The 24538-nt window shown below is 40.2% G+C and carries 18 protein-coding genes; 8 read left to right on the top strand and 10 right to left on the bottom strand.

Annotation, left to right across the window (positions count from 1 at the left end):
* The first annotated feature begins 13 nt into the window (after positions 1–13).
* From pip to gspL, 3 genes are read left to right on the top strand one after another with little or no spacing between them, the layout of a single operon-like run.
* Positions 14–961 (top strand): prolyl aminopeptidase, encoded by a 948-nt coding sequence (pip, locus tag TPSD3_RS02175; protein ID WP_086486952.1) that lies wholly within the window; start codon positions 14–16, stop codon positions 959–961.
* A 42-nt stretch (positions 962–1003) separates the two neighbouring features.
* Positions 1004–1687, top strand: a complete 684-nt coding sequence (locus TPSD3_RS02170; RefSeq protein ID WP_086486951.1) for a hypothetical protein — start codon at positions 1004–1006, stop codon at positions 1685–1687.
* A 10-nt stretch (positions 1688–1697) separates the two neighbouring features.
* Positions 1698–2933, top strand: a complete 1236-nt coding sequence (gene gspL / locus TPSD3_RS02165; protein WP_086486950.1) for a type II secretion system protein GspL — start codon at positions 1698–1700, stop codon at positions 2931–2933.
* Here the strand turns inward: gspL and pdsS are convergent.
* The 3 genes from pdsS to TPSD3_RS17405 are packed head-to-tail and all read right to left on the bottom strand — an operon-like array spanning position 2913 to position 5909.
* Positions 2913–5027: a proteobacterial dedicated sortase system histidine kinase gene (gene pdsS, locus TPSD3_RS02160; protein WP_086486949.1), complete on the bottom strand. Its 2115-nt coding sequence runs from the start codon at positions 5025–5027 to the stop codon at positions 2913–2915. The two genes, gspL and pdsS, sit on opposite strands and share 21 nt — an antisense overlap.
* Positions 5024–5719: a proteobacterial dedicated sortase system response regulator gene (pdsR, locus tag TPSD3_RS02155; RefSeq protein WP_086486948.1), complete on the bottom strand. Its 696-nt coding sequence runs from the start codon at positions 5717–5719 to the stop codon at positions 5024–5026. The genes pdsS and pdsR overlap by 4 nt, the downstream gene beginning before the upstream one ends.
* Entirely contained in the window at positions 5694–5909 is a 216-nt protein-coding gene (locus tag TPSD3_RS17405) for a hypothetical protein (RefSeq protein WP_176329696.1), read from the bottom strand. Before TPSD3_RS17405 ends, pdsR begins: the two co-directional genes overlap by 26 nt.
* Before the next feature lie 1013 nt (positions 5910–6922).
* Here TPSD3_RS17405 and TPSD3_RS17400 point away from each other — a divergent pair.
* Positions 6923–7093, top strand: a complete 171-nt coding sequence (locus TPSD3_RS17400; RefSeq protein ID WP_176329695.1) for a hypothetical protein — start codon at positions 6923–6925, stop codon at positions 7091–7093.
* A 538-nt stretch (positions 7094–7631) separates the two neighbouring features.
* Here TPSD3_RS17400 and TPSD3_RS02150 read toward each other — a convergent pair.
* The gene (locus tag TPSD3_RS02150; protein ID WP_086486947.1) at positions 7632–9239 is read right to left on the bottom strand and encodes an Rne/Rng family ribonuclease; all 1608 of its coding nucleotides are present in this window, start codon (positions 9237–9239) and stop codon (positions 7632–7634) included.
* 104 nt (positions 9240–9343) lie between these two features.
* Positions 9344–10153, bottom strand: coding sequence for an ABC transporter permease (locus TPSD3_RS02145; protein WP_086486946.1), 810 nt, complete (start codon positions 10151–10153; stop codon positions 9344–9346).
* A gap of 184 nt (positions 10154–10337) precedes the next feature.
* Here TPSD3_RS02145 and speA point away from each other — a divergent pair, with 184 nt between their 5' ends.
* From speA to TPSD3_RS02130, 3 genes are read left to right on the top strand one after another with little or no spacing between them, the layout of a single operon-like run.
* Entirely contained in the window at positions 10338–12233 is a 1896-nt protein-coding gene (gene speA / locus TPSD3_RS02140; RefSeq protein WP_086486945.1) for a biosynthetic arginine decarboxylase, read from the top strand.
* A gap of 47 nt (positions 12234–12280) precedes the next feature.
* Positions 12281–13570, top strand: coding sequence for a glycosyltransferase (locus TPSD3_RS02135; protein WP_086486944.1), 1290 nt, complete (start codon positions 12281–12283; stop codon positions 13568–13570).
* Between the two features lie 28 nt (positions 13571–13598).
* Positions 13599–14423, top strand: coding sequence for a glycosyltransferase family 2 protein (locus tag TPSD3_RS02130; RefSeq protein WP_086486943.1), 825 nt, complete (start codon positions 13599–13601; stop codon positions 14421–14423).
* On the opposite strand, the gene TPSD3_RS02125 is transcribed toward TPSD3_RS02130, so the two are convergent.
* From TPSD3_RS02125 to TPSD3_RS02105, 5 genes are all read right to left on the bottom strand, one after another.
* A complete protein-coding gene (locus TPSD3_RS02125; protein WP_086486942.1) occupies positions 14420–16891 on the bottom strand; it encodes a glycogen/starch/alpha-glucan phosphorylase in 2472 nt (823 codons plus the stop codon). The two genes, TPSD3_RS02130 and TPSD3_RS02125, sit on opposite strands and share 4 nt — an antisense overlap.
* Before the next feature lie 49 nt (positions 16892–16940).
* A complete protein-coding gene (gene ispG, locus TPSD3_RS02120) occupies positions 16941–18056 on the bottom strand; it encodes a flavodoxin-dependent (E)-4-hydroxy-3-methylbut-2-enyl-diphosphate synthase (RefSeq protein ID WP_086486941.1) in 1116 nt (371 codons plus the stop codon).
* Positions 18057–18202: 146 nt separating this feature from the next.
* On the bottom strand, positions 18203–19399 hold the full coding sequence (locus TPSD3_RS02115) for an RtcB family protein (protein ID WP_086486940.1): 1197 nt from the start codon (positions 19397–19399) through the stop codon (positions 18203–18205).
* Between the two features lie 172 nt (positions 19400–19571).
* Positions 19572–20216, bottom strand: a complete 645-nt coding sequence (locus tag TPSD3_RS02110) for a Tll0287-like domain-containing protein (protein ID WP_086486939.1) — start codon at positions 20214–20216, stop codon at positions 19572–19574.
* A gap of 143 nt (positions 20217–20359) precedes the next feature.
* Positions 20360–21481, bottom strand: coding sequence for an adenylate/guanylate cyclase domain-containing protein (locus TPSD3_RS02105; RefSeq protein WP_176329694.1), 1122 nt, complete (start codon positions 21479–21481; stop codon positions 20360–20362).
* A gap of 668 nt (positions 21482–22149) precedes the next feature.
* Between TPSD3_RS02105 and TPSD3_RS02100 the strand changes: the two genes are divergently transcribed.
* Positions 22150–24294 carry a sensor histidine kinase gene (locus tag TPSD3_RS02100; RefSeq protein WP_086486937.1) on the top strand — a complete coding sequence of 715 codons (2145 nt, stop codon included), beginning with the start codon at positions 22150–22152 and terminating at the stop codon, positions 24292–24294.
* The last annotated feature ends 244 nt before the right edge of the window (positions 24295–24538 follow it).

The following is a 24538-nucleotide window of genomic DNA, read 5'->3' as shown; positions in this document are numbered from 1 at the left end:
ACGGGCATATTAAATGCGTCAACTTTACCCTGCCATTGAACCTTATTATCAAGGTCAATTAAAAGTCTCTGAATTGCACAACTTATATTATGAACAAGTCGGCAATCCAAATGGCAAACCGATTGTTTTTTTACACGGTGGCCCTGGAGCAAGAATAGAATCTATACATCGCCAATTATTTAACCCTGAATTATGGCGAATTATTTTATTCGATCAACGCGGTTGTGGGCGCAGCACGCCTTATGCTGAATTGCGCGACAATACCACGTGGGATTTAGTCGCCGATATGGAAAAATTACGCGAACATTTAGGCATTGCGCAATGGGTAGTTTTTGGAGGCAGTTGGGGCAGCACATTAGCCCTCGCCTATAGCCAAACACATCCTGATCGGTGTCGTGGTTTAATTTTGCGCGGCATTTTTATGTTACGCCGCGAAGAATTGCATTGGTTTTATCAACAAGGATGCAGCTTTTTATTCCCCGATATTTGGGAACAATATCTTGCGCCCATTCCCGTTTCAGAACGCCATGATTTAATTCAAGCCTATCACCGTTATTTAAATAGTTCTGATCCAGAAATTCGTCGAGTGGCCGCAAAAGCATGGAGCTTATGGGAAGCCGCAACGTGTCGTTTATTGCCTGATCCAGAATTAATTGCGCATTTTACGGAAGATGAATTTACCGCGGCTTTTGCGCGTATTGAAAATCATTATTTTGTTCATCATGGTTTTTTTGAAAGCGACACGCAATTATTAGATAATGTAGGAAAAATTCGCCATATTCCCGCGGTGATTGTGCATGGGCGATATGATGTGGTGTGTCCGTTTAAATCCGCGTGGGACTTGCATCAAGCGTGGCCAGAATCCAAATTGGTGATTGTCCCTGATGCGGGACATGCCGTTATGGAAACAGGTATTGTTAATGCCTTATTGACGGCAACGGACGAATTTGCTTTATTATAAGAAAACCCGTCACATTTCCAATTAAAATAGGAGAGAAAAATCATGACGTTACATTGGCGTATTGGCTTATTGTGCGGCTTAATGATGAGCGCGTCACCGTTATGGGCGCAAGAAATTCGTTGCTGGACTGACGAAGATGGCATGACCCAATGTGGCAATTCCGTCCCCCCTCAATACAGCCAAAAAGAACATACCCAATACAACGATCAAGCGGTGAGAATTAAAGAATTTGAACGCGCTAAAACAGAAGAAGAATTAGCCGAAGAACGCCGCCAATCCCGTCTCGCTCTAGAGGCTGAAAAAGCCCGAGAATTAAAACTGGCCGAAGATCAGAAATTACTGGATTTATTCGGCAATGAAGACGATATTAAAACCACTTTGGATGCCCGCTTAAATAACACTGATTTGGCCATTGAACGGATTAAAACCTTTATTTTTAATACCGAGAAGAATTTAGCCGATTTGAGAAACAGTTTGGAAGTGGAATCCAGTCGCCATTTAACCGAAGAGCAAAAAGCCCAAATTCGTCGAGATATTTCCGATGTCAGCCACCGCATTGAGAAACAAAAAGAAATTCTAAATGCAAAATTGCGGGAAAAAGAAGATTTACGCCGAGAATTTGAAGGCTATTTAACCCGTTATCGCGAAATTATGGCTGATCGCGCCGCCACCAAAGCCAAAGAAGTGCAGCCCGTGGAAGTGGAAGAAAAAGCACAAACCGATTAATTCAGACACCATGCGCACCTCACTTTTTCTACGCCTACCCACATCGACCACCGCCCATTACCTATGGACGCACGCCACGCAAGAGGGCGAGTTATTAGCCACAGGATGCAGCGAAATCAATGAAATCAATCAGTTGCCTGCTGCGGACACGCTAATTGCCCTCGCGCCCACTTCCTCGCTGCTTTTGACACAAGCCCACATTCCCACCCGTCAATGGCAGCGCGTATTGCAGGCTGTGCCTTACGCCTTAGAAGACGATCTGGCTGCCGACGTGGACACCCTGCACGTTGCCGTCGCGCCCCACCGTCACGCAGAAACCCAAGTCACAGCCGCCGTCCTTTCTCGTGATTTGCTGCAACATTGGCTCAATACATTAAATCCATTAAAAATAACACAATTACTGCCCGATGTATTGGCCGTGCCTTATGTGGCGGAATCGTGGAGCTTTATGTTACTCTCCGATCAACTGCTAATTCGCACGGGCTATTATCAAGGATTTGCTATTGAATTAGAGCAGGTTTCTGTTGCGCTTTCTCTGGCATTAGCCGAACAAGAAAATAATCCACCTCAATCTTTAACGCTTTATTGCAATGCAGCGGACTCTCATCCTGAATTAATCGACCAATTAAAAGCATTAAATATTCCCTTAACGGTACAGGTGGTGCAGCCGCATGTCACTGCGTTATGGGCGGCTTTTCCACTCAAAATGCCTACCCTTAATTTATTGCAAGGCGATTATCGACAACATACATCGCATCCGTTGTTTATGTGGCGAGCATGGCGCATGACGGCCACGCTAATGGGTTTACTGATAATGGTTTATTTGGGTTCAGAATGGCAGGGGTATCAACAACAAAAAAATTATCATCAACAATTAACCCAAGACATAGAAACGTTATATAAAAATACCTTTCCCGATGCCCAAAGAATCGTTAATCCCCGCGTACAAATGGAACAACGATTGCGACAATTACAAGCCAGTTACGGTCAACAGCAAACTCAGACCCATTTTCTGCCTTGGTTGGTGCGATTAAGCCCTTTTATTAAAGCAGTTTCTGGATTTTTATTAACGCGCTTAGAATATCGCAATAATCAGCTAGAATTGCAATTAGAATTGGCCAGTTTTGAAGCCTTAGAAACGTTAAAACAACAGTGGCAACAACAAAATATGCACATCGAAATCGCCTCCGCCGCCAGCAATCGCCAACAACGGGTTGAAGCGCGTTTAATTTTGCGAATGCAATAACATGGGCAGCCAAATACTAAACACCGCACCAGAGGCTTCACGATTGTTTTGAGCGCGCACAATGCCCTCATGATAATCCACAATTAAACGCACAATATATAATCCTAAACCCAAATGCGGTTCTTTTTTAGAACTGGGTTGGGAGCGTACGGATACCATCGATTCAAATAAACGCTCCTGCATTTCTATTGGTAATAACGCACCACGATTTATAATTTCTAAACGCGCCATATTTTTTTCTCGACTTAATTGAATGCGAATAGGTGTATCTTTTTCTGCAAAATCCACCGCATTAGCAACCAATTTATCCAGCATTTGCGCAATTAAATCGGGAGAACCTTCCATCATTAAAGGCGCGTGTAAAATATCGCATCGAAATATATTGTCAGGATAAATCAAACGATAACCCGCCACACAACTGCTGATCACTTCCACTAAATCAAAAATTTCTTTTTCGGCATGTTGTAAAGCCTGCTCTAAACGAGTGGCTTCGCTAAGGCGCGTAATAATGGTATTGAGCCGATGAATGCCTGCTTTTGCGCGCTCAATATAAATTTGCGATTCATTGGAATCTTCGGCAATAGGTTCTTGCTCCAAATTCTCTAAAGAAGAGCGCACCACCGCTAATGGCGTTCTTAATTCGTGCGAAAGCCGACTGGCCATACTGGCTAAATAAATATTGTAATGTTGCAATTTATCTAAAATGCTAGAAAAACTGCGCGCTAAATCACCAATTTCATCGCTCGCTGAACAATCAATATGCGACACATTGACACGCCCATTACTATCAATCGCTTTTTCGGCTTGATTTCTTAAATTGCGCAAGCGAAAAGAAAGCCAATTAGAAAATAAAAGCAGCATAATAGTCACGATTAAAAAAAGCACAATCGTACGATTAAATAAACTGGCAATGGCTTGGCGTTGTACTGTTTGAATGCTATTACTGGTTTCTTCCACCACCACCGCGCCCATCACCTGATCTCCTACCCATATTGGATGCGCCGCCGAGACGATTACGGCTTGATCGTCCGAAGTCGAACGCCAGCGTGTCATCGGCTCGCCAAGCAAGGCACGATTCACCTCTTCTCCCCCCAAATGCGACACACCCGCTTGATCGTCTCGGAAATTTTCCGAAGCGGGCGGCAATAAAAAAGTATATAACTTATTTAATGGATGTAGCGGAATGTTTTGGCGTAAATCACCCGTGCGACTGAGGACGCGATGTTGTTTATCTAAAACCCAAATGCGCCGCCCTGTTGTCGTGCCTAATCCTTGCATAATTTGTTCTATATCGGGTGATGGAATAAAGACATTACCCAAAGTGTCAATGTTATGAATGGCTGAAGTGCCAATGAGCGTTTTAACTTCTCGCGTTTCTACATCATCCACATCCGCAATCGCAAAACCTAATTTATCGCCAATCATATTTAATGGAATGCGAATTTCTAAAAGATAACCATCCGTTTGTTCTAACCACATTCCATGAATGCGCGGCTCAATAACACTGGTTAAATCGCCCATAAAATTATCGACTTTATAAGCATTCACCCAACCCGAATTTGAAGGGGCAATTAAGTAGCGACCAAACATTTCATCAGGCTGTTGCATCATGATTTGTATATGATCGCTGCGATCTAAACGCAATGCACGCGCATCACGGTAAATAAGACGCTGATCTTTGATGATAAAAAGTGCATATAAATATTGGCGATATTTCCCTAAAATATGTCTAAATGATAAGGAATTGGGATCGTAAATACCTTGATTTTTTAAAATATGCTTGTCCGCATAATATTCTGCCTGTTCTAAATAATCTGTCCATTCATCTACCACACCATCTAGCTTAATCGGGTTTTTAAAAGAATGCGCAAATAATAAACTTTCTTCGCTTAATGTATCGACTAAGCTACGGTTAAATAATTCTACGCGCCCATTTAAAACGCTGGCGTGGGTGCGCGCTGCTTCGCGTAAAGCATCTTCTAAATTATTGCGCAAATAAGTCTCCATTTCTCGGATATATTCATAACCGACATAAGGAATGCTAAATAACGTAAAAGATAATAACAGCACTTTACTGCGTATGGTTAAACTCATGAATTGGTTTTCCAACGATACCCCATGCCATAAACCGTATCAATGGCTTTAAATTGAGGGTCAATGGCCATGAATTTTTTACGAATGCGCTTAATATGTGAAGTAATGGTACTGTCGTCTACCAATACATTGGCTTCGTGCATTAATTGATCGCGATCTTTGACATGTCCAGGATGTTTAGCTAACGCATAAACAATCCAGAATTCTGTCAGTGTTAATTCCACTAATGTACCGCGCCAAGTGGTGGTTAAACGGTGGCTATCCATTAATAATGGGCCACGTTCCATTATGCTTTCTTCGCTGGGTGGATTGCGCAGGGCATCAACGCGCCGAAATAAAGCCGCAATTCGTGCTAATAAATGGTGCGAACTAATGTCTTTTGTGAGGTAATCATCTGCGCCTAAACGCAAGCCTGAAACCATGTCAAATTCACTGTCACGCGCTGTTAAAAATATAATCGGTAAATAATGGGATAAACTGCGCACTTCTCGACATAAATCAAATCCCCCTTCCGCTTCATCTTCCAACACAATATCTAATAAAACCAATTCAGGTAATCGAATGCGAAAAGTGTGCATCGCTTCCCGCCGATTAGAATAGGTATTAACTTCATAACCCTGACGACGCAGCACCGCTGCATAATTCTCTCGAATGGCTAATTCATCTTCAACAATCGCAATGCGCTTTCCCATGAGAAAAACTCCTTCTAAGCTGATGTGGCTCGTTAGTCATTAACGCTTTAAGTGGATTGATTTCTTTATTTTCTGAATTTGCATTGATGACAGAAATGTTGTATTTTTGCAAGCGGTTCACGAGATAATTGCCCCAATTGGAATAATAACAAGGCACTGTTTGCCCTTGTTGCGCTTTAACAATAGTCATATTTAAAGGGTGGGGTTTATTTTTGTTTGATTTATTATAGCAAAATAATGATAGCGGTTGATTCTAGCCTATGGATTGATTATTTTAATGGCAAAATAACTGCATCAACTGAGATGCTTGATAGTTTTCTTAGTCATCAACTTGCCATAAAAAGTGCAAATAATTATCGTCTCTGACGTAAACAAAGCATCACCATTAGAAAAACTATAAATTCGCAAGATTTACCCCGATAATGAACAGCGCGAAGAGGCGATTATTATTGATGATGATAAATAGTCTATTTGGATATTTTTGGATGATATTGATCACTTTGTTCCTATACCAAAATTAAGTCATTCATAAAATTTTTCTGTCAGAATCAGAATTTACATAATTTTAGGATTTTCAGAATTAAAGAATAAAAAAATCTGTTTAAAATAAACGACTTGCAAGAATAAATTTTGAAAATTTTTGTGTCTGTAAATTCTGATTCTGACAAATTAAGGATTCTATGAATCATATCTTTTTGGTATAGGAGTGATAGCAATCTTTTATACCTTTCTTACACTCCTTAATGTACTCAAATTATTTGGATTATTTGAATATTCAAGAACACTACCAATTTGGTATGAATATTTTCTTCATAACCCGCTGATAACATCTGCAATTACAATTATTGCTTACTTTCTTCTTAGAAACACCATTGGTGTATGGCGTATAGGTTTTTTACGACGCTATTATCATAATGCTATGCGAGCTATTGGTGCAAAATATCAATTACCTTGGTATGTTGGGCAGGGAAAATTATCTTTAGCAAGATGATGTGATTTATAAAACCTTTATTTTGTCAGAATCAGAATTTACAGAATTAAATAATTTTCAAAATTTATTCTTGCAAGTCATTTATTTTAAACAGATTTTTTATTCTTTAATTCTGAAAATCCTAAAATTCTGTAAATTCTGATTCTGACAGAAAAATTTTATGAATGACTTAATTTTGGTATTGTACAGAACTTGAAGAGCGTTATAAAGCATTGCCACAAGAAGTGCGTGATAATTCTGAAAAAGAAATGATAGAACTTGACCGATATTGTGCAGAAAAGAATAATGAAATCCATAAGCAAATGGAAGCTGGAATAATTTACGCATTTTTAGCAGGTATTTTTTTGATTATAAGTGTTCTTAGCTATTATGCAGTTTTATAAATCAATATAAACACTATTTACATCCAAGTGCCGAGATTAAAAAAACTCCCAAAAAATACCATTTTTTTGTTCGTAACTTATTGATTTATCTTTGTCGAACGCTGAGAAATGAGGCTTTTACAGCCTCAGCATTTGGAAATGAGAAAAAATCTTTTAATTTTGAGAGTTAGAGTTCAGGCAAAATTTTTATGAATAATTTCATAATGACTTGCACTAAATCAAGGAAATGGTGCAGACACTGGATATTCAAAAACTATCCGCTTCAAATACTGAGTTACTTAAAAACACGCAGAAAGGGTGTTATTTTAGTGATAAAGTTGTTGCTAAACTTGCTTCTAAGAAAATCGAATTTTATCCAAAAAACGCATCTTGATTGAAATCGCAATCGATGGAGGTGCTTTGCTTTACGTTTTAACTTGATATCCGCTATCCTTAATTTTGAAATTCAATACTCAGCATGACTTCTGCAGGAGGTCTATTATGCAGTTTTTAGAGGATAACCCGCAGGGCAAATAAGGTGCGTTTTTAAATTGCGCCATCACGCAATCAACACAATATCATATTGTTCTTGAGTGTAGGAATGTTCGGCTTGAAAGCGAATGGGTCGCCCGATAAACACTTCCAATTCGGCGACATTATCAGATTCTTCGTCGGTCATCATATCCACTACCTCTTGCGAGGCGATGACTAAAAAGCGTTGATTTTCAAATTGCCGTGCTTCGCGTAAAATTTCTCGAAACACCTCATAACAAACCGTTTCTGCCGTTTTAATCGTACCGCGGCCGCCACACGTGGGACAAGTTTGACATAAAACGTGTTCCAAACTCTCCCGTGTACGTTTACGGGTCATTTGCACCAAACCCAAAGACGACACCTCACTGATATGACTCTTGGTATGATCTTTTTCTAAACATTTCTCTAATGTTTTTAACACTTGGCGACGATGTTCCGCATCAATCATATCGATAAAATCTAAAATAATAATGCCACCCAAATTACGCAAACGCAATTGACGCGCAATTGCTTGAGCCGCTTCTAAATTCGTTTTAAAAATCGTTTCTTCCAAATTACGACTGCCCACATAAGCCCCAGTATTTACATCAATCGTCGTCATGGCTTCGGTTTGATCAATGACCAAATAACCGCCTGATTTAAGCTGCACTTTGCGCTCTAAAGCACGACCAATTTCATCTTCAATCGAATATAAATCAAAAATCGGCCGCTCACCGGGATAATGACTGATTTGCGGGGTTAAATCGGTTAAAAATTTCTCAGTAAATTTAATCACTTCCTGATACATCTCACGAGAATCAATACGCACTTTTTCCACACTACTGCCCACTAAATCCCGAATGGTGCGAAATATTAAAGAAAAATCCTCGTAAATCAAAGCAGGTGCTTGAACTTTATCACTTTTTTCACAAACATCTTTCCACAAACGACACAAAAAATTCATATCACTGACCAACATCGCTTCATCCGCGCCCTCAGCCGCCGTGCGAATAATAAAACCATAACGACCACAAGGTGCGGTTTGATTGGCTGGAACTTCGATGGTTTGCACCACAACAAATTCATTATCACTGCTGGTTTCTGTTTTGGGGGGATTTGGGGTTTCGGTGGCCATTAGCGTTTCGGTGTTTTGAATATCGCTGGGAATCATCCCCATTTGCCGCATCACAATCGTTTTTAATCGTCGCCGTTCTTCTTCATTTTCAATACGGGTAGAAATGCCAATCGTATTAGCTGAATAAGGAATAAACACCAAATAACGCGACGGAATAGAAATATGCGTGGTTAAACGTGCGCCTTTTGTACCTAAGGGGTCTTTAATCACTTGAACGACAATATGCTGCCCTTCGTACAACAAATCACTAATCGATAAATCCGCCTTACGCACAGATTCATTGGGATTTAACGACAACACAATATCCGACGCATGTAAAAACGCTGCCCGCTCCAACCCAATATCAACAAATGCCGCCTGCATTCCCGGTAAAACGCGACACACTTTTCCCTTATAAATATTGCTCACCAAACCACGTTTACTGCGTCGTTCAATAAAAACTTCTTGCAATACACCATTTTCCACCACAGCCACCCGCGTTTCTCTGGGGGTGACATTGATTAAAATTTCTTCACTCATGTTAAAAACACATCATGGAATAATAACCCGACAGTAAATTGAATTCTAAGAAAATACAATAGAGTCATCTTACTGTCATTAATCGATTGAATAATGGCAATCATTTACGTACCGCGTCGCATTTTTGGGAGAATTCCACGCTGTGGATCGTAGCCCAAAACAGCCAGTAAAAAAAAGCCCATTAAACTGCCTAAAATCACCATAAAAGCCACGCCATTCCACTCAGCATAGAGGCTATAACGAATGAACTCAACCGCATGAGTAAAAGGGTTATAATAAGCCAGCCAATAAATCCAAATCGCTCCCGATTCTTCCAATCGCCACAAAGGATAAAGCGCAGAGGAAATAAAAAACATCGGAAAAATCACAAAATTCATTGTTCCTGCAAAGTTTTCTAATTGTTGAATATAAACCGATAACAATAAACCCAAAGCCCCTAACATTAATGCCGATAATAATAAAACAGGCAATAAAGTCATAAAACCAGAAAGCGGTAAATCAATATCCAATAACACACAAATGAATAAAAATAAATAAGCCTGCATCACCGACAATAAACTCCCTGCCATTAATTTACAACCCAATAAATACCAACGCGGCAATGGAGCGGTTAATAATAAGCGCATAATCCCCATTTCCCGATCATAAACCATGGATAACGAAGATTGCATTCCGTTAAACAATAAGATCATGGCTAATAAGCCCGGCACAATATACACTTGGTAAGTGACATAAGTTTGGTAGGGAGGCGTGATTGAAATACCGAAAATATTTTGAAAACCCGCCGCAAAAACGATTAACCACAAACTAGGGCGAACTAATGCTGCGAATAATCGCCCTGTTTGGGTGATAAATTTTAAAAATTCTCGATGACTCACTGCGATAAAGGCTTGTAAGGCATGGGCAAGGCGCATAAACTATTTCACTCTCCTAAAAATATCGACAATTTTATGCCAACACATCGCAATATCATAACATAAAATAGCGCGAATTTCGGATTTTATTGCAATATCCTAATTTTCTTGAGATTGCTGTTTCTCAAGGGTTAATATTTTCAACATTTTTTTATTTTCTATCTTCTGCTTAGGGGACAAACGCATGTCAGAATGCACCTGGAATTATGAAAAATCACGTGCTTTATATCATCTGGAATATTGGGGAGGGGGTTATTTCGACATTAATGCGGAAGGTGAAATGATTGTTTATCCAAAGCCCGGTAAACAAGCGATTAATCTGCAAGAACTCGCCCAAAGTTTTGCGGCACACGGCTTATCTTTACCGGTATTGGTGCGTTTTCCTGATATTTTACATCATCGGATTCAATTATTATGCGAAGCCTTTGATGAAGCCATGCACGCAGAGAACTACAGCGCACGCTACACGGCCGTTTACCCCATCAAAGTCAATCAACAACACCACGTGGTCGAAGAAATTTTACACGCCGGACGAGATCGCGTGGGCTTAGAAGCCGGCAGTAAATCAGAATTGATGGCCGTCCTCGCTTTAGCTCCCGCCAACGGTGGCACGGTGATTTGTAACGGTTATAAAGACCGCGAATATATTCGTCTCGCCTTAATCGGGCAGCAATTGGGCATGAAACCCTGTTTGGTGATTGAAAAATTATCCGAAGTGAATTTGATTATTGAAGAATCCCGTAATTTGGGGATTCGACCCCGTTTGGGGATTCGCATTCGTATGGCTTCGGTGGGACGCGGTTTGTGGGAAGATACCGGCGGAGAAAAAGCAAAATTCGGTTTATCTGCTGCGCAAATTTTACAATTAATTGAGCATTTAAAATCTGTTGATTTATTATCATGTTTGCATTTAATGCACTTCCATTTAGGCTCACAAATTGGCAATGTGCGCGATATTCAAAAAGCCATCCGCGAAGCCGGTCGTTATTATGCTGAATTGCGCACTTTGGGTGTGGAAATTAATACCCTAGATGTGGGCGGCGGATTAGGGGTTGATTATGATGGTTCTCGCTCGCGCAATAGCTTTTCTATTAATTACAATGTGCGAGAATATGCCAGAGTCATTGTGCATGAATTTAATAAAATATGCACGCAAGCTAATTTGCCTTTTCCAGATATTATTACCGAATCCGGCCGCGCCATGACCGCTCATCATGCGGTATTAATTACCAATGTGATTGATACCGAACTCGCGCCCGGTGTGCAAGATCCCACCCCTGTGGATGAGCAGCAACCTGAAATATTGCAAAGTTTGTGGCAGGGTTTAAATCGTTTAAATCAACGTTCGGCATTAGAAATTTATTATGATGCGTGTTATTCTCTCACCGAAGCCCACACCGAATTTGCGCAAGGTCATTTAAGCCTAGCCCAGCGCGCTCACGCCGAACAACTTTATCATATTACCTGTCAGAAAGTGCAAGTCGCTTTGCAAAGTAAAGCCCGCTTGCATCGTGAAGCCTCTGATGAACTCAGTGAGAAATTGGCGGATAAGTTTTTTTGCAATTTTTCTTTATTCCAATCGGTGCCGGATGCGTGGGGAATTAAGCAAGTTTTCCCTATTATGCCGTTGCATCGTTTGAATGAACGCCCCTCAAGACGTGCCAAAATCCAAGATTTAACCTGTGATTCGGACGGTCAATTTCGTCATTATGTGGACAGTGAGGGCATTGGCACCAGTTTGCCGGTGCATTTACCCGACAATGATCAGCCTTATTTGCTGGGCATTTTTTTGGTGGGCGCGTATCAGGAAATTTTAGGCGATATGCACAATTTATTTGGCGATACTTTTTCGGTCAACGTGCATTTAACCGACGACGGCGGCTATGAATTGGTTGAACCCGTAGAAGGCGATACGGTGCAAAAATTGTTGCAATATGTCAATATTGACACGGATCAAGTGCGTAATATTTACCGCAAACGCCTGCAAGCCGCCAAACATTTGACCGCAGAACAGCGTTTATCCTATTCGCGGGAATTAGATGCGGGCTTAATGGGTTATTCTTATTTAGAAGAACATTAAGCGCGTTATTATTTTTTCTATTAAGGGTGACATTTGATATTTATTGAATGTTATCCTTAATTTTTAATCCAGTTTTAATTAAAGAGGATTTAACCATGTCTATTCCCAGTGATGTCACCATTTTTTTAGTGGCACCCAATGTTTCTGAACAAATGGGCGGAGAGGGGATGAAAGCCTTACAAATATTTCAAGAATTAAAAAAATTACATCCCAACACCATTCAAGTGACTCATGAACGCACAGAAGCAGAAATTGTCAATCAATTAAAATTACCTGACGTATTATTTGTCAGAGACGATGCCAAAGCGATATTTTTATGGCGTTCTAAAGCCTTGCAATGGTTTGTGAATATATGGTTTTGTCAATCGGCGATTAAATTAATTGAAAATTATGTCAAAGAAAAAGGCTTAAATCCCGCTAAAGTGATTGTACATCAGACTGAACCCAATTCTCCTGTGATGCCTAGGGTCATTGCGCGATCATTTTATAATGTTTTTGGCCCTATTAACGGCAATATTTATTATCCTAAAATGTTTCGTCAGCATGAAGTATTAAGTGCTAAATTACGGCGCATTTTTCACATTCCTTTTCAAAAAATAAACCGTTTATTTTTTCGGGGTGCGACCAAAGCTGATTTATTGTTAATTGCGGGCGGAGATCGCACGTGGTCTTCAATGCGTATTGGGGGCGTGCCAGAGGCAAAAATGGTGGAATGTCTGGATTGCGGTGTGAAAGATGACATTTTAAATCGCCCTAGGGTGCAACATCAGGGGCAAAATATGCGTTTTGTCCATTTTGGGCGTTTGGTGTTTCACAAGGGAACGGCACTGATTATTGAAAGTTTAGCCCACACGCAACATCCGATTACGCTTGATGTGGTCGGTAGAGGGCCAGAATTAGCGCATTGCAAAGCATTAGCGAAACAATTAAATGTTGAAGATCGGGTTCATTTTTTAGATTGGTATCCGCAGCACAGCGATTTATTAGATTCTTTTACTCATTATCGCGGTTTTATTTTGCCCAGTATTGAAGATGCTAATGGGATTGTGGTGCAAGAAGGAATGGCGTTGGGATTACCGGGCATTTGTTTAGATTGGGGGGGGCCGCAATTATTGGTTGAAGAAGGCGTGACAGGGTATTTAATTAAACCCACCAGTCGAGAATTTATTGTGACGCAAATGGCACAGCATTTAGACAGATTAGCAATGGATGGCGAATTGGCAGAAAAAATGTCGATTAAAGCCCGCGCTAAAGCCGAAGAATGGCGATGGTCAAAAGTAATGGCCGAATGGATCACCCATTATCAAAAAATTATCGCATCGCGTTCGTTGTCTTAATAAAACGAAAATAAAACGGAATGAGTCTATGGATTTGCCTTTAATTTCGGTGATTATTCCTACCCATAATCGTCCGCATTTATTGCCTGTCGCTGTGCAAAGCGTGTTAGCGCAAACTTATCCCCATGTAGAAGTGATTATTATTGATGACGGCTCGCAGCCTGCGCTGGACGCGGCGACATTGCCCGTAGATGCCCGCGTGCGCGTGTGGCGACAGGAAACGGCGCATGGCGCAGCCGCTGCCCGCAATCTGGGAATGCAACAGGCACACGGGGAATTTTTCGCGTTTTTAGATGACGACGATTATTATTTTCCGCATAAATTACAGGTGCAGTTAAATTATTTATTAGCACATCCTGAAATAGACATGGTTTTTTCTCGTGTCGAATATCATTATGGCAACGGACAAAAAGAATGTTATGAAAACAGTTATGATGGCTGGTTTAATAATTTTATTAATTTAAATACCATTCATACTAATTCTAGTTTATTTCGACGGCGAATTTTTCCACGCCTGCAATTTGATGAACGATTAAGTAAATACGATGACATGCACTTTTATTTATCGGCTTCATTGTCCTGTCAAATTGCTTATTTATCCGATATTGTCGCGGTGTGGAATATGGATAATCGTCCTGATCAATTAACCCATAAAGGGCATTATTGTCGCAATTATCATAATTTTCGTTTAGTCTGCGAACATTTTGAAACGCAAGTTGATCCTTATCCGATATTAAGACGGGTTTTTTATAAGAAATTACTGGTTTATAGTGTATTGTGTTTAAAATGGTTGACCAGCGTGCGTTTATTATTCAAATTACTGGGATATGGGCAATTACATCGCACTGATTAAATCTCGCCAATTTTCCAAATATCTTGAGCATATTCTTTAATCGTGCGATCAGAAGAAAATTTGCCCATATTTGCGGTATTTAAAATGGCGCGGCGCGTCCATTCCTCACTGTCACGGTAAAGCTGCGTGACTTCATTTTGACAACGAATATAATCCGCATAATCCGCTAATAAACAATAATAATCCCCACCGCTTAATAACGCATCAATTAAAGGTTGAAAACGATCCGGCGCGTCTGGAGAAAAATATCCCCCCGCAATCATATCTAATACCATTCTTAATTCAGCCTGAGCATGGTAATAAAAAAGAGGAGAATAAGCATTGCGTTTTAACGCGCTAATTTCCTCCGCATTCATACCGAAAATAAAGAAGTTATCCGCGCCCACTTCTTCTCGAATTTCAATATTCGCACCATCTAAAGTCCCAATGGTTAATGCGCCATTTAAAGCCAATTTCATATTGCCTGTGCCAGAGGCTTCTGTGCCTGCGGTAGAAATTTGCTGAGATAATTCAGCCGCAGGAATAATTTTTAACGCGGTAGATACGTCATAATTCGGAATAAAAATAACTTTTAACCGATCACCAATACGCGGATCATGATTCACCACATCAGCAATATCATTAATGAGCTTAATAATTAATTTCGCCTGCGCATAACCCGGTGCCGCTTTACCCGCAAAAATCACCGTGCGCGCCACTGTATCTATCTGCGGATTATCGCGTAAGCGCACATAATGCGTCACCACGTGCAGTAAATTTAATAATTGCCGTTTATATTCGTGAATGCGCTTAATCTGCACATCAAATAAACTGTGAGGATTTAAAATAATGCCACATCTCTGCTGCACAAAATGCGCTAACTGCACTTTATTGTGTTGCTTAACGGCACGAAATTGTTGGCGAAATGCGGCATCATCTGCAAAGGGAATCAGTTGCTTTAATAACGTTAAATCTTTTAACCAATGTTTATGCCCTAATGTGTCGCTAATGAGTTGAGTTAATGGCGGATTGGCTTCATTTAACCAACGACGTGGCGTAATGCCATTGGTTTTATTCACAATGCGTTGCGGAAAAAATTGTTCAAAATCAGCAAAGGTGGTGTCACGCATTAATTGCGTGTGCAATTGCGCCACACCGTTGACGCGATGACTGCCCACAAAAGCCAAATGTCCCATACGCACTTGTTTCGTGCCTTCTTCGCTGATCAAAGACATACGACGCAATCGCTCGCCATCGCCCGGATAACGATGCGCCACATCACGCAAAAAACGGTGATTCATTTCATAAATAATTTGCAAATGACGCGGCAATAACCGTTCTAATAAAGGCACTGGCCATGTTTCTAATGCTTCGGGTAATAAAGTATGATTGGTGTAAGAAAAAGTATTCACCGTTAATTCCCAAGCCCGATCCCAAGTGAGATAAAATTTATCCAGTAATAAACGCATTAATTCAGGAATGGCTAAAGCAGGATGGGTGTCATTTAATTGAATGGCAATTTTGTGCGATAAATTTTCAATCGTGTGATAATGCTGCACATGTTTATGCACAATATCTTGCAGTGAGGCAGAAATAAAGAAATATTCCTGTTTTAACCGCAATTCTCGCCCTAATGAAGTGCTGTCACTGGGATATAAAACTTTGGATAAAGTTTCAGACAAATTTTTATGTTCAACCGCTTTAATATAATCGCCTGCATTAAAAAATTCTAAATCAAAATCACGCGAAGATTTAGCCGACCACAGCCGCAAATTATTGACCGTATCGGTGTCGTAGCCGGGTATTGGCATGTCGTAAGCCATTGCCATCACGTGTTCTGTATCTGTCCACTGATGCGCGGCTTGTCCGTTTTCGTGACGATATTCCACCACACGCCCTCCAAATTCAACGGGATATAAAATTTCAGGGCGCGGAAATTCCCACGGATTGCCATAACGCAACCAATTATCAGGCTGTTCCCGCTGCCAACCTTGATGTAAATGCTGGTGAAACATACCGTATTCGTAGCGAATGCCGTAGCCTTCGCCCGGTAAATCCAAGGTCGCTAATGAATCCAAAAAACACGCAGCTAATCGCCCCAAGCCTCCATTGCCTAAAGCGGCTTCGGCTTCGGTGTCGGCAATTCTGGATTCATTCATTTCAAATTCGGTTAATATTTGCCGAAAATTTTCCGCAATTCCCAAATTTAACGCGCTGTTATTTAAACTGCGTCCAATTAGAAATTCTAAAGATAAATAATAAACCCGTTTCACATCTTTTTCTTGATAACGACGTGTGGTTTTCATCCAACGTTCTGTTAAACGATCTCGAATTGTATGTGCTAATGCCATAAACCAATCTCGGTCTGTCACCTGTTCGGCATCTTTACCCACGGTATAATGCAAATGATTGGCAATTCCGCGACGCAATGCGGGTTTATCTAATAATTGTTCAGTGGGTTTTAAAAGAGAAGAGGAACGTTTAGTCATGGCAATTTAAGCAGTCATTAAAAATCATTAAAAATCGTTAAAAAAAGAATTAAATAGGCTTAATAGGAATTACTTTTGAATCCCCATCAAATTGTGCCACTTGTTGCCGAATGCGACGTTCTAATTCATCGACTAATTCTTCGCTTTTGAGTTTTTTAGCGGGTTTTCCGTTTAAATACAACAAATGATTGGGATCGCCGCCGGTTAAGCCGACATCGGCTTGATGCGCTTCCCCCGGCCCATTCACCACACAACCAATCACAGCGACGGTTAAAGGCGTTAAAATATCTTCTAATCGCTGTTCTAATTCATTGACCGTTTTAATCACATCAAAATTTTGCCGAGAACAAGACGGACAGGCAATTAAATTAATACCTTTTTGGCGTAAATTCAGGCTTTTTAAAATATCAAAACCCACTTTAATTTCTTCTACGGGATCAGCCGCTAAAGAAACCCGTAAAGTATCGCCAATGCCTTCCATTAATAACAGCCCTAATCCGATGGCTGATTTTACCGTTCCTGAACGAAAACTGCCCGCTTCAGTAATGCCTAAATGCAGTGGTTGTTCAATTTGATGGGCAATTTTGCGGTAGGCTTGAATGGTCATAAACACATCGGAGGCTTTTAAACTTAATTTAAAATCAGGAAAATTTAAGCGATCTAAAATCTCAACATGACGCAATGCCGATTCAACCAAAGCATCTGACGTGGGTTCTCCGTATTTCTTTTGTAAATCTTTTTCTAATGATCCCGCATTCACCCCAATACGAATGGGAATACCTTTATCCCGCGCACTTTCAACCACCGCCCGCACCCGATCCTCGCGCCCAATATTGCCGGGATTGATACGCAGGCAATCCACGCCCAATTCTGCCACGCGCAGGGCGATTTTGTGGTCAAAATGAATATCGGCGATTAGGGGAATGGTGACTTGCTTTTTAATCGCGCCAAACGCCTCAGCGGCTTCCGCCGTCGGCACGGAAACGCGAACCAAATCCGCACCGGCTTGCTGTAGGGCTTGAATTTGTTTTACAGTAGCGGCAACATCACAAGTGTCTGTATTTGTCATACTTTGTACCGTGATTGGGGCATCTCCGCCCACCAAGACATTGCCTACTCGAATTTGACGGCTTATGCGTCGTTTAATGGTGATTTCGTTGTGCATAAGAAAAACTTATTTTGTGGATGGGAATGGGTTTTATTTCAATAGAAAATTGGATTGGAATTGAAGCGTCAATTTATCCAATCTCAAAATGCGCAATAAAAATTTCTTTACCTAGCTGAGACATATCCCACTGGTTGTAACCGCCTTTAACCTTTTACACACACAATTTGTTTAAGCGTATGCACTACTTCTACCAAATCTGTTTGTAATTGCATCACTTGATCAATGTCTTTATAAGCACCGGGAATTTCATCAATAATGCCTTCATCTTTACGACATTCCACGCCGCTGGTTTGGGTTTGCACATCTTGTGTGTTAAAACGTTTTTTCGCTTCACTGCGGCTCATGCGCCGACCCGCACCATGAGAACAGGAACAAAACGACTCAGGATTCCCCTTACCTTTCACAATATACGACTTCGCCCCCATACTCCCCGGAATAATCCCTAATTCGCCTTCTCTGGCACTAATTGCGCCTTTACGGGTTAAATAAACTGATTCACCATAATGGGTTTCTTTAGCCACATAATTATGATGACAATTAATCGCTTCTTTAGTGATTTCAAAAGGAGGAAATACCGTTTTTAATGCGGCTAAAATTAAACGCATCATTTCCCGACGATTAATAAGTGCATAATCTTGCGCCCAATGTACTGCATTCACATAATCATCAAAATAAGTTGTTCCTTCTTTAAAATAAGACAAATCTTTATCAGGTAATTGAACAAAATGTTTTTCCATATCTTTTTTTGCCAATTCAATAAAATAACGCCCTATCACATTACCAATGCCACGACTTCCTGAATGCAACATAATCCACACCGCTTGGGCTTCGTCTAAACAAAGTTCAATAAAATGATTGCCGCCGCCTAATGTACCTAATTGTTTTGCCCAAGTGTGGGCAAAATTTTTCTGCATGGAAGCAATACCAGGGTGTTTATTCAAAATCGGCTCTAAACCTTTGTCCAACGGTTTTAACGTCGAATTTAAACTGACACTGCGATCATGTTCATTAAAACCCACCGGCACCGCCGCTTCAATCGCCGAACGAACCCGACGCAAATTATCAGGTAACTCATTGGCGTGTAAGGATAAACGCAACGCATTCATCCCACAACCAATATCCACCCCCACCGCCGCCGGAATGATCGCCCCCTTAGTGGGAATGACAGAACCTACCGTAGCACCAATACCCAAATGCACATCCGGCATCGCCGCAATATGGTGATGCACAAAAGGCAATTTTGAAATATTAACCAGTTGATCAATCGCTTGTGATTCGATTTCTTGCGTGTAAATCTTAACAGGAACGTGTCCCTTATTTAACGTCATTTGTACAGGCATTTTTCTCTCCTTAATCATCAAGAAAATAACACAGCAAAAAAGCAAATATTATAAGGATTCACTTTTTATATCTTGGTGTTACCTGCGCTTAAAATAAAAAGGACAACACAGCACTGACAGCGTTGTCCTTTTATTTTATCTTAGGATCAATTTGACTGTTTTGCTGAATGAATTATTGCGCTGTTTCTACTTTTTTCAATGCAACCTCTTTGGCTTGCATAATCAAAAATGCCCCGCGCAAATCACCCACCGCATAGCCTACCGCTTTATCTTCAGGATACAGCTCGCTTAATTTTGCCTGTACTTCTGGCTTGACATCCGCACCATGACAGGTTAAACACAAATCAGGCGTAGGAATCGCTTTCATATAAGCATAAGTTTCTACACCATTAATCACTTGAGTCGCTGCATAATCAATTTGCATGGGGTCTTCACCGGCGGCCTTGCGTTGCTCAAATTGTTGCAATACGCTCTCTTGCCAAGAACCGGCCACCACCTCATTATTCGGATTACGATTTTTTAAACTCACTCGTGATAAGTGCATGTTTTCCGCTTGCGAGGCTTCTTCAGCAATTTTTGGCGCGCTTGAATGACAAACAGAAATCGCATTGGTTGGGCCACCAGACTCAATTGCGCCTTTCAATTCACCTTGTAAGGTTTTGGTGAAAGACATTAAAGTCTTTTTATAATACTTAATCACCGCCTCTGGCACGGCCTCATCACTGGCCTCTACCGAAGGCGCAGCCACCGCAGCATTTAAGCCATAAGAAAAACTGGCCAAAAGAAGCCCCAAAGGTAACAAAACACGTACTTGCATTGCTCATTCTCCTTGCGTTAAATATCCGCTGTGATTGGGTTAGATTAGACATGATACTGAAATTTCTTTAACAGTTCAATTCTAATTTTTAGATAAATTTTTTTTTGGTAAACAAAAAGAAATTTTAATTCACATTTATAAAACTAAATTGAGTTAAATAATAAAATTCGTCCAGTCACACGATGAATATTCATTTCTCGTTTATTATTAACACTCATCGTTCCCACATATTGAGTTTCGTAATAATTAGCCAATAGCGTCAATGTGGTGTCTCCAATGAAAATGCGATAACCACTTTGTCCGTCTAATTGGGGATTAAAATCACTGATGTGCATGGCCACATTAATTGTATCGCCTAAAATGGCGTAATGGGATTTTTGTCCATCGGATAATAGCCCCGTCGTCAATGCGCCCGTGTAAACTCCCATACGCACCCGAGCCGCGCTCATGCCTTGCATGATAGCCTGTTGTCGCCACGCTTCCAAATCACGCCGCATCGCCAAAGCACAATCCACAGCGCGACGCGCATCGCAAGCGATTTGTTCGGCAGAATCGCTGGCTATTGGCACGCCGAAAGCCACAATAAGCGTATTTGCCGCACATCGCAGCACCTGCCCTTCATAACGCGCCACAATATTGACCACAATCATGTTATAATCGTTTAATAATTCCATGAGTAGCGTTGGGTCAAGTGTATCAAAATTCTTTTTCAAATCATATAGTTGAACAAATAAAATGGTCGCCGTTAAACGCTGTGCTAACCATTGATCTTGAGTTTGTTGCCGTTCAATGTGTTTTAACTGATTTTCTGACAATTGGGGATAAAATAATTGAGCCAAATATTTTTGTTGCAAGGCACTTAAATAAGAAAAATAAATAAAGGCTATCCCTGCCGTTCCACACAAAGCCAATAAAAATAATACCACAGGCCATTGCCACGCATAAAATAAAATGCTTTGTATTAAACTTAATCCGCTTAATAAAATAAAAGCCAATAGCCGTAATGACATTTTTTTGCGGGAAAAAATAAACCCCAATATCCCACCCAATAAACACACTCCCCAAAGCAATAATAACATTTGCCATGGTGTGAATGCGGATAACTCATGTAATCCATTTAATAATTCTTTTTCCAAAATGGCACTATTTAAAAAGACAGCAAACCACCCCACTTGAGACCCTAATAACGCATAGCCATATTGTTCTAATGTCGTTAAACTGTGGCTCAATTGTAGCGTTAATAATAACAAAAAAATACATTGCATCAGGAGCAATGCCAACAGCAATGAGAATATTAGCCATTGACGATTTTTAACCTGAAATAAAACAGAAAGAAAATCTAACATGATCACTTCTCGATTCGGTTATTGATAATGTGTTTTTTTTAAGGATGTCCTCAGCCATTACGTCTTACGTAATCACACTGGCAAAATATGTTCCGAATGGGAAGCAAACAGTTAAAAATTAAACAAAATCAAATAGGTACTTGCTAAATTTCCCCGTACTGCCACACTATACCCAGCATGTCACCGGTTCTGACGTGTTATCTTTTCGTCAAATGAAGCAGAAAAAGGGTGACGGGCGCATAAAAACGCCATTTGACAGGCGCAATGCAGACGAGATTTTGACAAAACCTTGTGTAAACAGGCAACATTGCACAATACTATGGACAATGTAGATTTTATTCACGGATGGCACAGAAATCGCTGCATGGTGTCCATATCTCGCGCCGCCTCCGTTTTCCCGATAAAACCCGACATCACCTCTTAGGATATACTGCGATCATCACGCCTTTATTAAACTATTTCTGATAAAAATCACGCTTTAATCGAGCTTACTGATTTTATAAAGTGAGCTTATTGATATTGAAATAAAGGGCTTAATCAATTGATAGATAAGCAGGTATCAAGCCACGTTTCTGAGGACATCGTGCATGAATTATAGTGCATTGAGCATAAAGACTATTACACTCACTTTTACTGGCTTAATTATGCTGGTATTGGCGGTGTTTTTGACGCTATTTGTGAATCAATATATTAGCTTACAAAATCAGTTGGCGTATGTTGGTATTCAAGATAAAGTTGCCGAACAAGTCAAGCGATTAAATCAAGAAATTGAAAAAGCAGAAGAAAGCACTCGTCGTTTAAAAACCTTTGTTGATTTATTAGAAAGTGGGCAAATTAATCCTGATGAAAATCTAAATTTTTTACAACAAATGATGACGGAAAATTTACAATTTTCTCGTTCTTTATACAGCAGTTTTGTGGCTTTTGAACCCAATTACGCCCGTCGTTTTTTTAAACAACGAGGGCAGTTAATTATGGCGCATAAAAATATTGGATTACGCGACAGTACCCGTTACAATCTTCCCGCAGCGATGGGGATTATTACGCGCTTGGAGCCGGGTTATGCCAATGATCCGCGTAATTTTTGGTATCATAAGGGTAAAAATACCCGTGATTTACAAATCACGGAAATTTATTATGATGATGAATTTTTAAAAATGCAATTATTCAGTTTAACGCAAGGTTTATATGATAATCGTCAATTTTTAGGTTCAGTGGGCGTGAGCATTTTATTAGAGTTATTTTTAGAAGAAATTGAAGGGTTAAAATTAGGAAAAAGTGGTGGATTATTTTTAGCCAATTACCAAGATGGAACGGTCATTAGTGCAATTGGTAGAAGCAATCCGCAACAATTGGCATTTTTAAATGTGCCTGATCGTTTATCTGCCAGTTTATTTGGCAATCAGCAACTTGGTTTTTGGCGAGAAATCTTGTCTGAAAGTACGCCTTTTCGTGAAATTAAAATTGGTAATAACAATATTGATTATACCGTTTCTTCACAAAAATTAAACGCTGTCCCTTGGACTGTGGTGGCTTATCAGCGCACCGATGAATTAAAACAAATTAGCATTAAACAATATGTGATCAGTTTTACACTGGTTTCTGTTTTATTATTCTTATTATTTTTTAGTTTATATTATTTGTTGTTACGCCCGTTAAAGAAATTGGCCATTATTTTTGAATCCATTCGGGGACATCCGGGTGAATTATTACCGACACTTAAAAGTATTCGGGAATTGCAGCCGATTAATTACGTTTTTCAACAATTGGGTAATCGAATTGGTGAACTCAGTCAAGAAAAAAATGATTGTCAAAAACGTTTGCAAAATAGCCAAATTCAAATTTTAGAACAAGGGCGTTTGCTGGAGCGTTATCAAACGGATTTGGATAAGGTCAGTTTGCAAGCGCAAAACACCAAAGCCGAAGCGCAAAAAGCCCGCTTACAAGTGCAAAAAGCCCGCGTAGAAATTCAGAAATATAAACTGGAAGCCCAACGCGCCAAAGTGCAGTCTCAAGCCGCCAATCAAGCTAAGGCGCAATTTTTGGCTAATATGAGCCATGAATTGCGTACGCCAATGAATGCGATTATTGGCTATACCGAAATTTTACAAGAGGATGCCAGAGAACGGCATCAAGATGAATTTATCCCTGATTTACAAAAAATTCACGGTGCCAGTTATCATTTATTAGATTTGATCAATAATCTGTTTGATATGTCGCGCATTGAATCCAGTCGCATGGATTTATATTTAGAAACTTTTGATATTGCTCCCATGATTCAAGATGTGGCCGCAACCGCTGCGCCTTTATTAGAAAAACAATCCAATATTTTAAAAGTCGATTGCGACAGCGCATTGGGGACTATGTCGGCTGATTTAGCCAAAGTGAGACAGAATTTATTGAATTTATTAAGCAATGCCAATAAATTTTCTCAACAAAGTACCATTACTCTGGTGGTAATGCGAGAAACTCGAGATGCGATGGATTGGATTTTATTTAAAGTCAGCGATCAAGGCATTGGCATTACCTCTGAGCAAATTAAAAAATTATTCCAAGCCTTTACTCAAGCCGATTCTTCGCCAACTCGCCGTTATGGGGGCAGTGGTTTAGGGCTGGCTATTACCAAACAATTTTGTGAAATTATGGGAGGAGATATTAGTGTAGAAAGCCAATTCGGTAAAGGCAGCACTTTTATTATGCGCTTACCGGCCAAAGTAAATCCTGTGACTTAATCTTGAAAATCATTATTTTTTTACCTGCCATCTTTTCTTATCCCGCCACTCTTAAAAAGACAAAAAAATAATTTATATCATAATTTATCTCATTTATTGAGCGTGATTAGGGTATGAATCCGTAGGATTTCAGGCAAAAACTGGCTAAATATAGCCAAAATAAGCTAGAATGACCCGCCCAACAGCAATCATACCTCATCCACCAAAACCACCACCAACATTCCAAGCCCAATAACTTAATATA

Source organism: Thioflexithrix psekupsensis (assembly GCF_002149925.1).
GTDB lineage: Bacteria > Pseudomonadota > Gammaproteobacteria > Beggiatoales > Beggiatoaceae > Thioflexithrix > Thioflexithrix psekupsensis.
The sequence above is the reverse complement of the archived record's forward strand: the minus strand, read 5'-3'. Positions and strand labels throughout refer to the sequence as shown.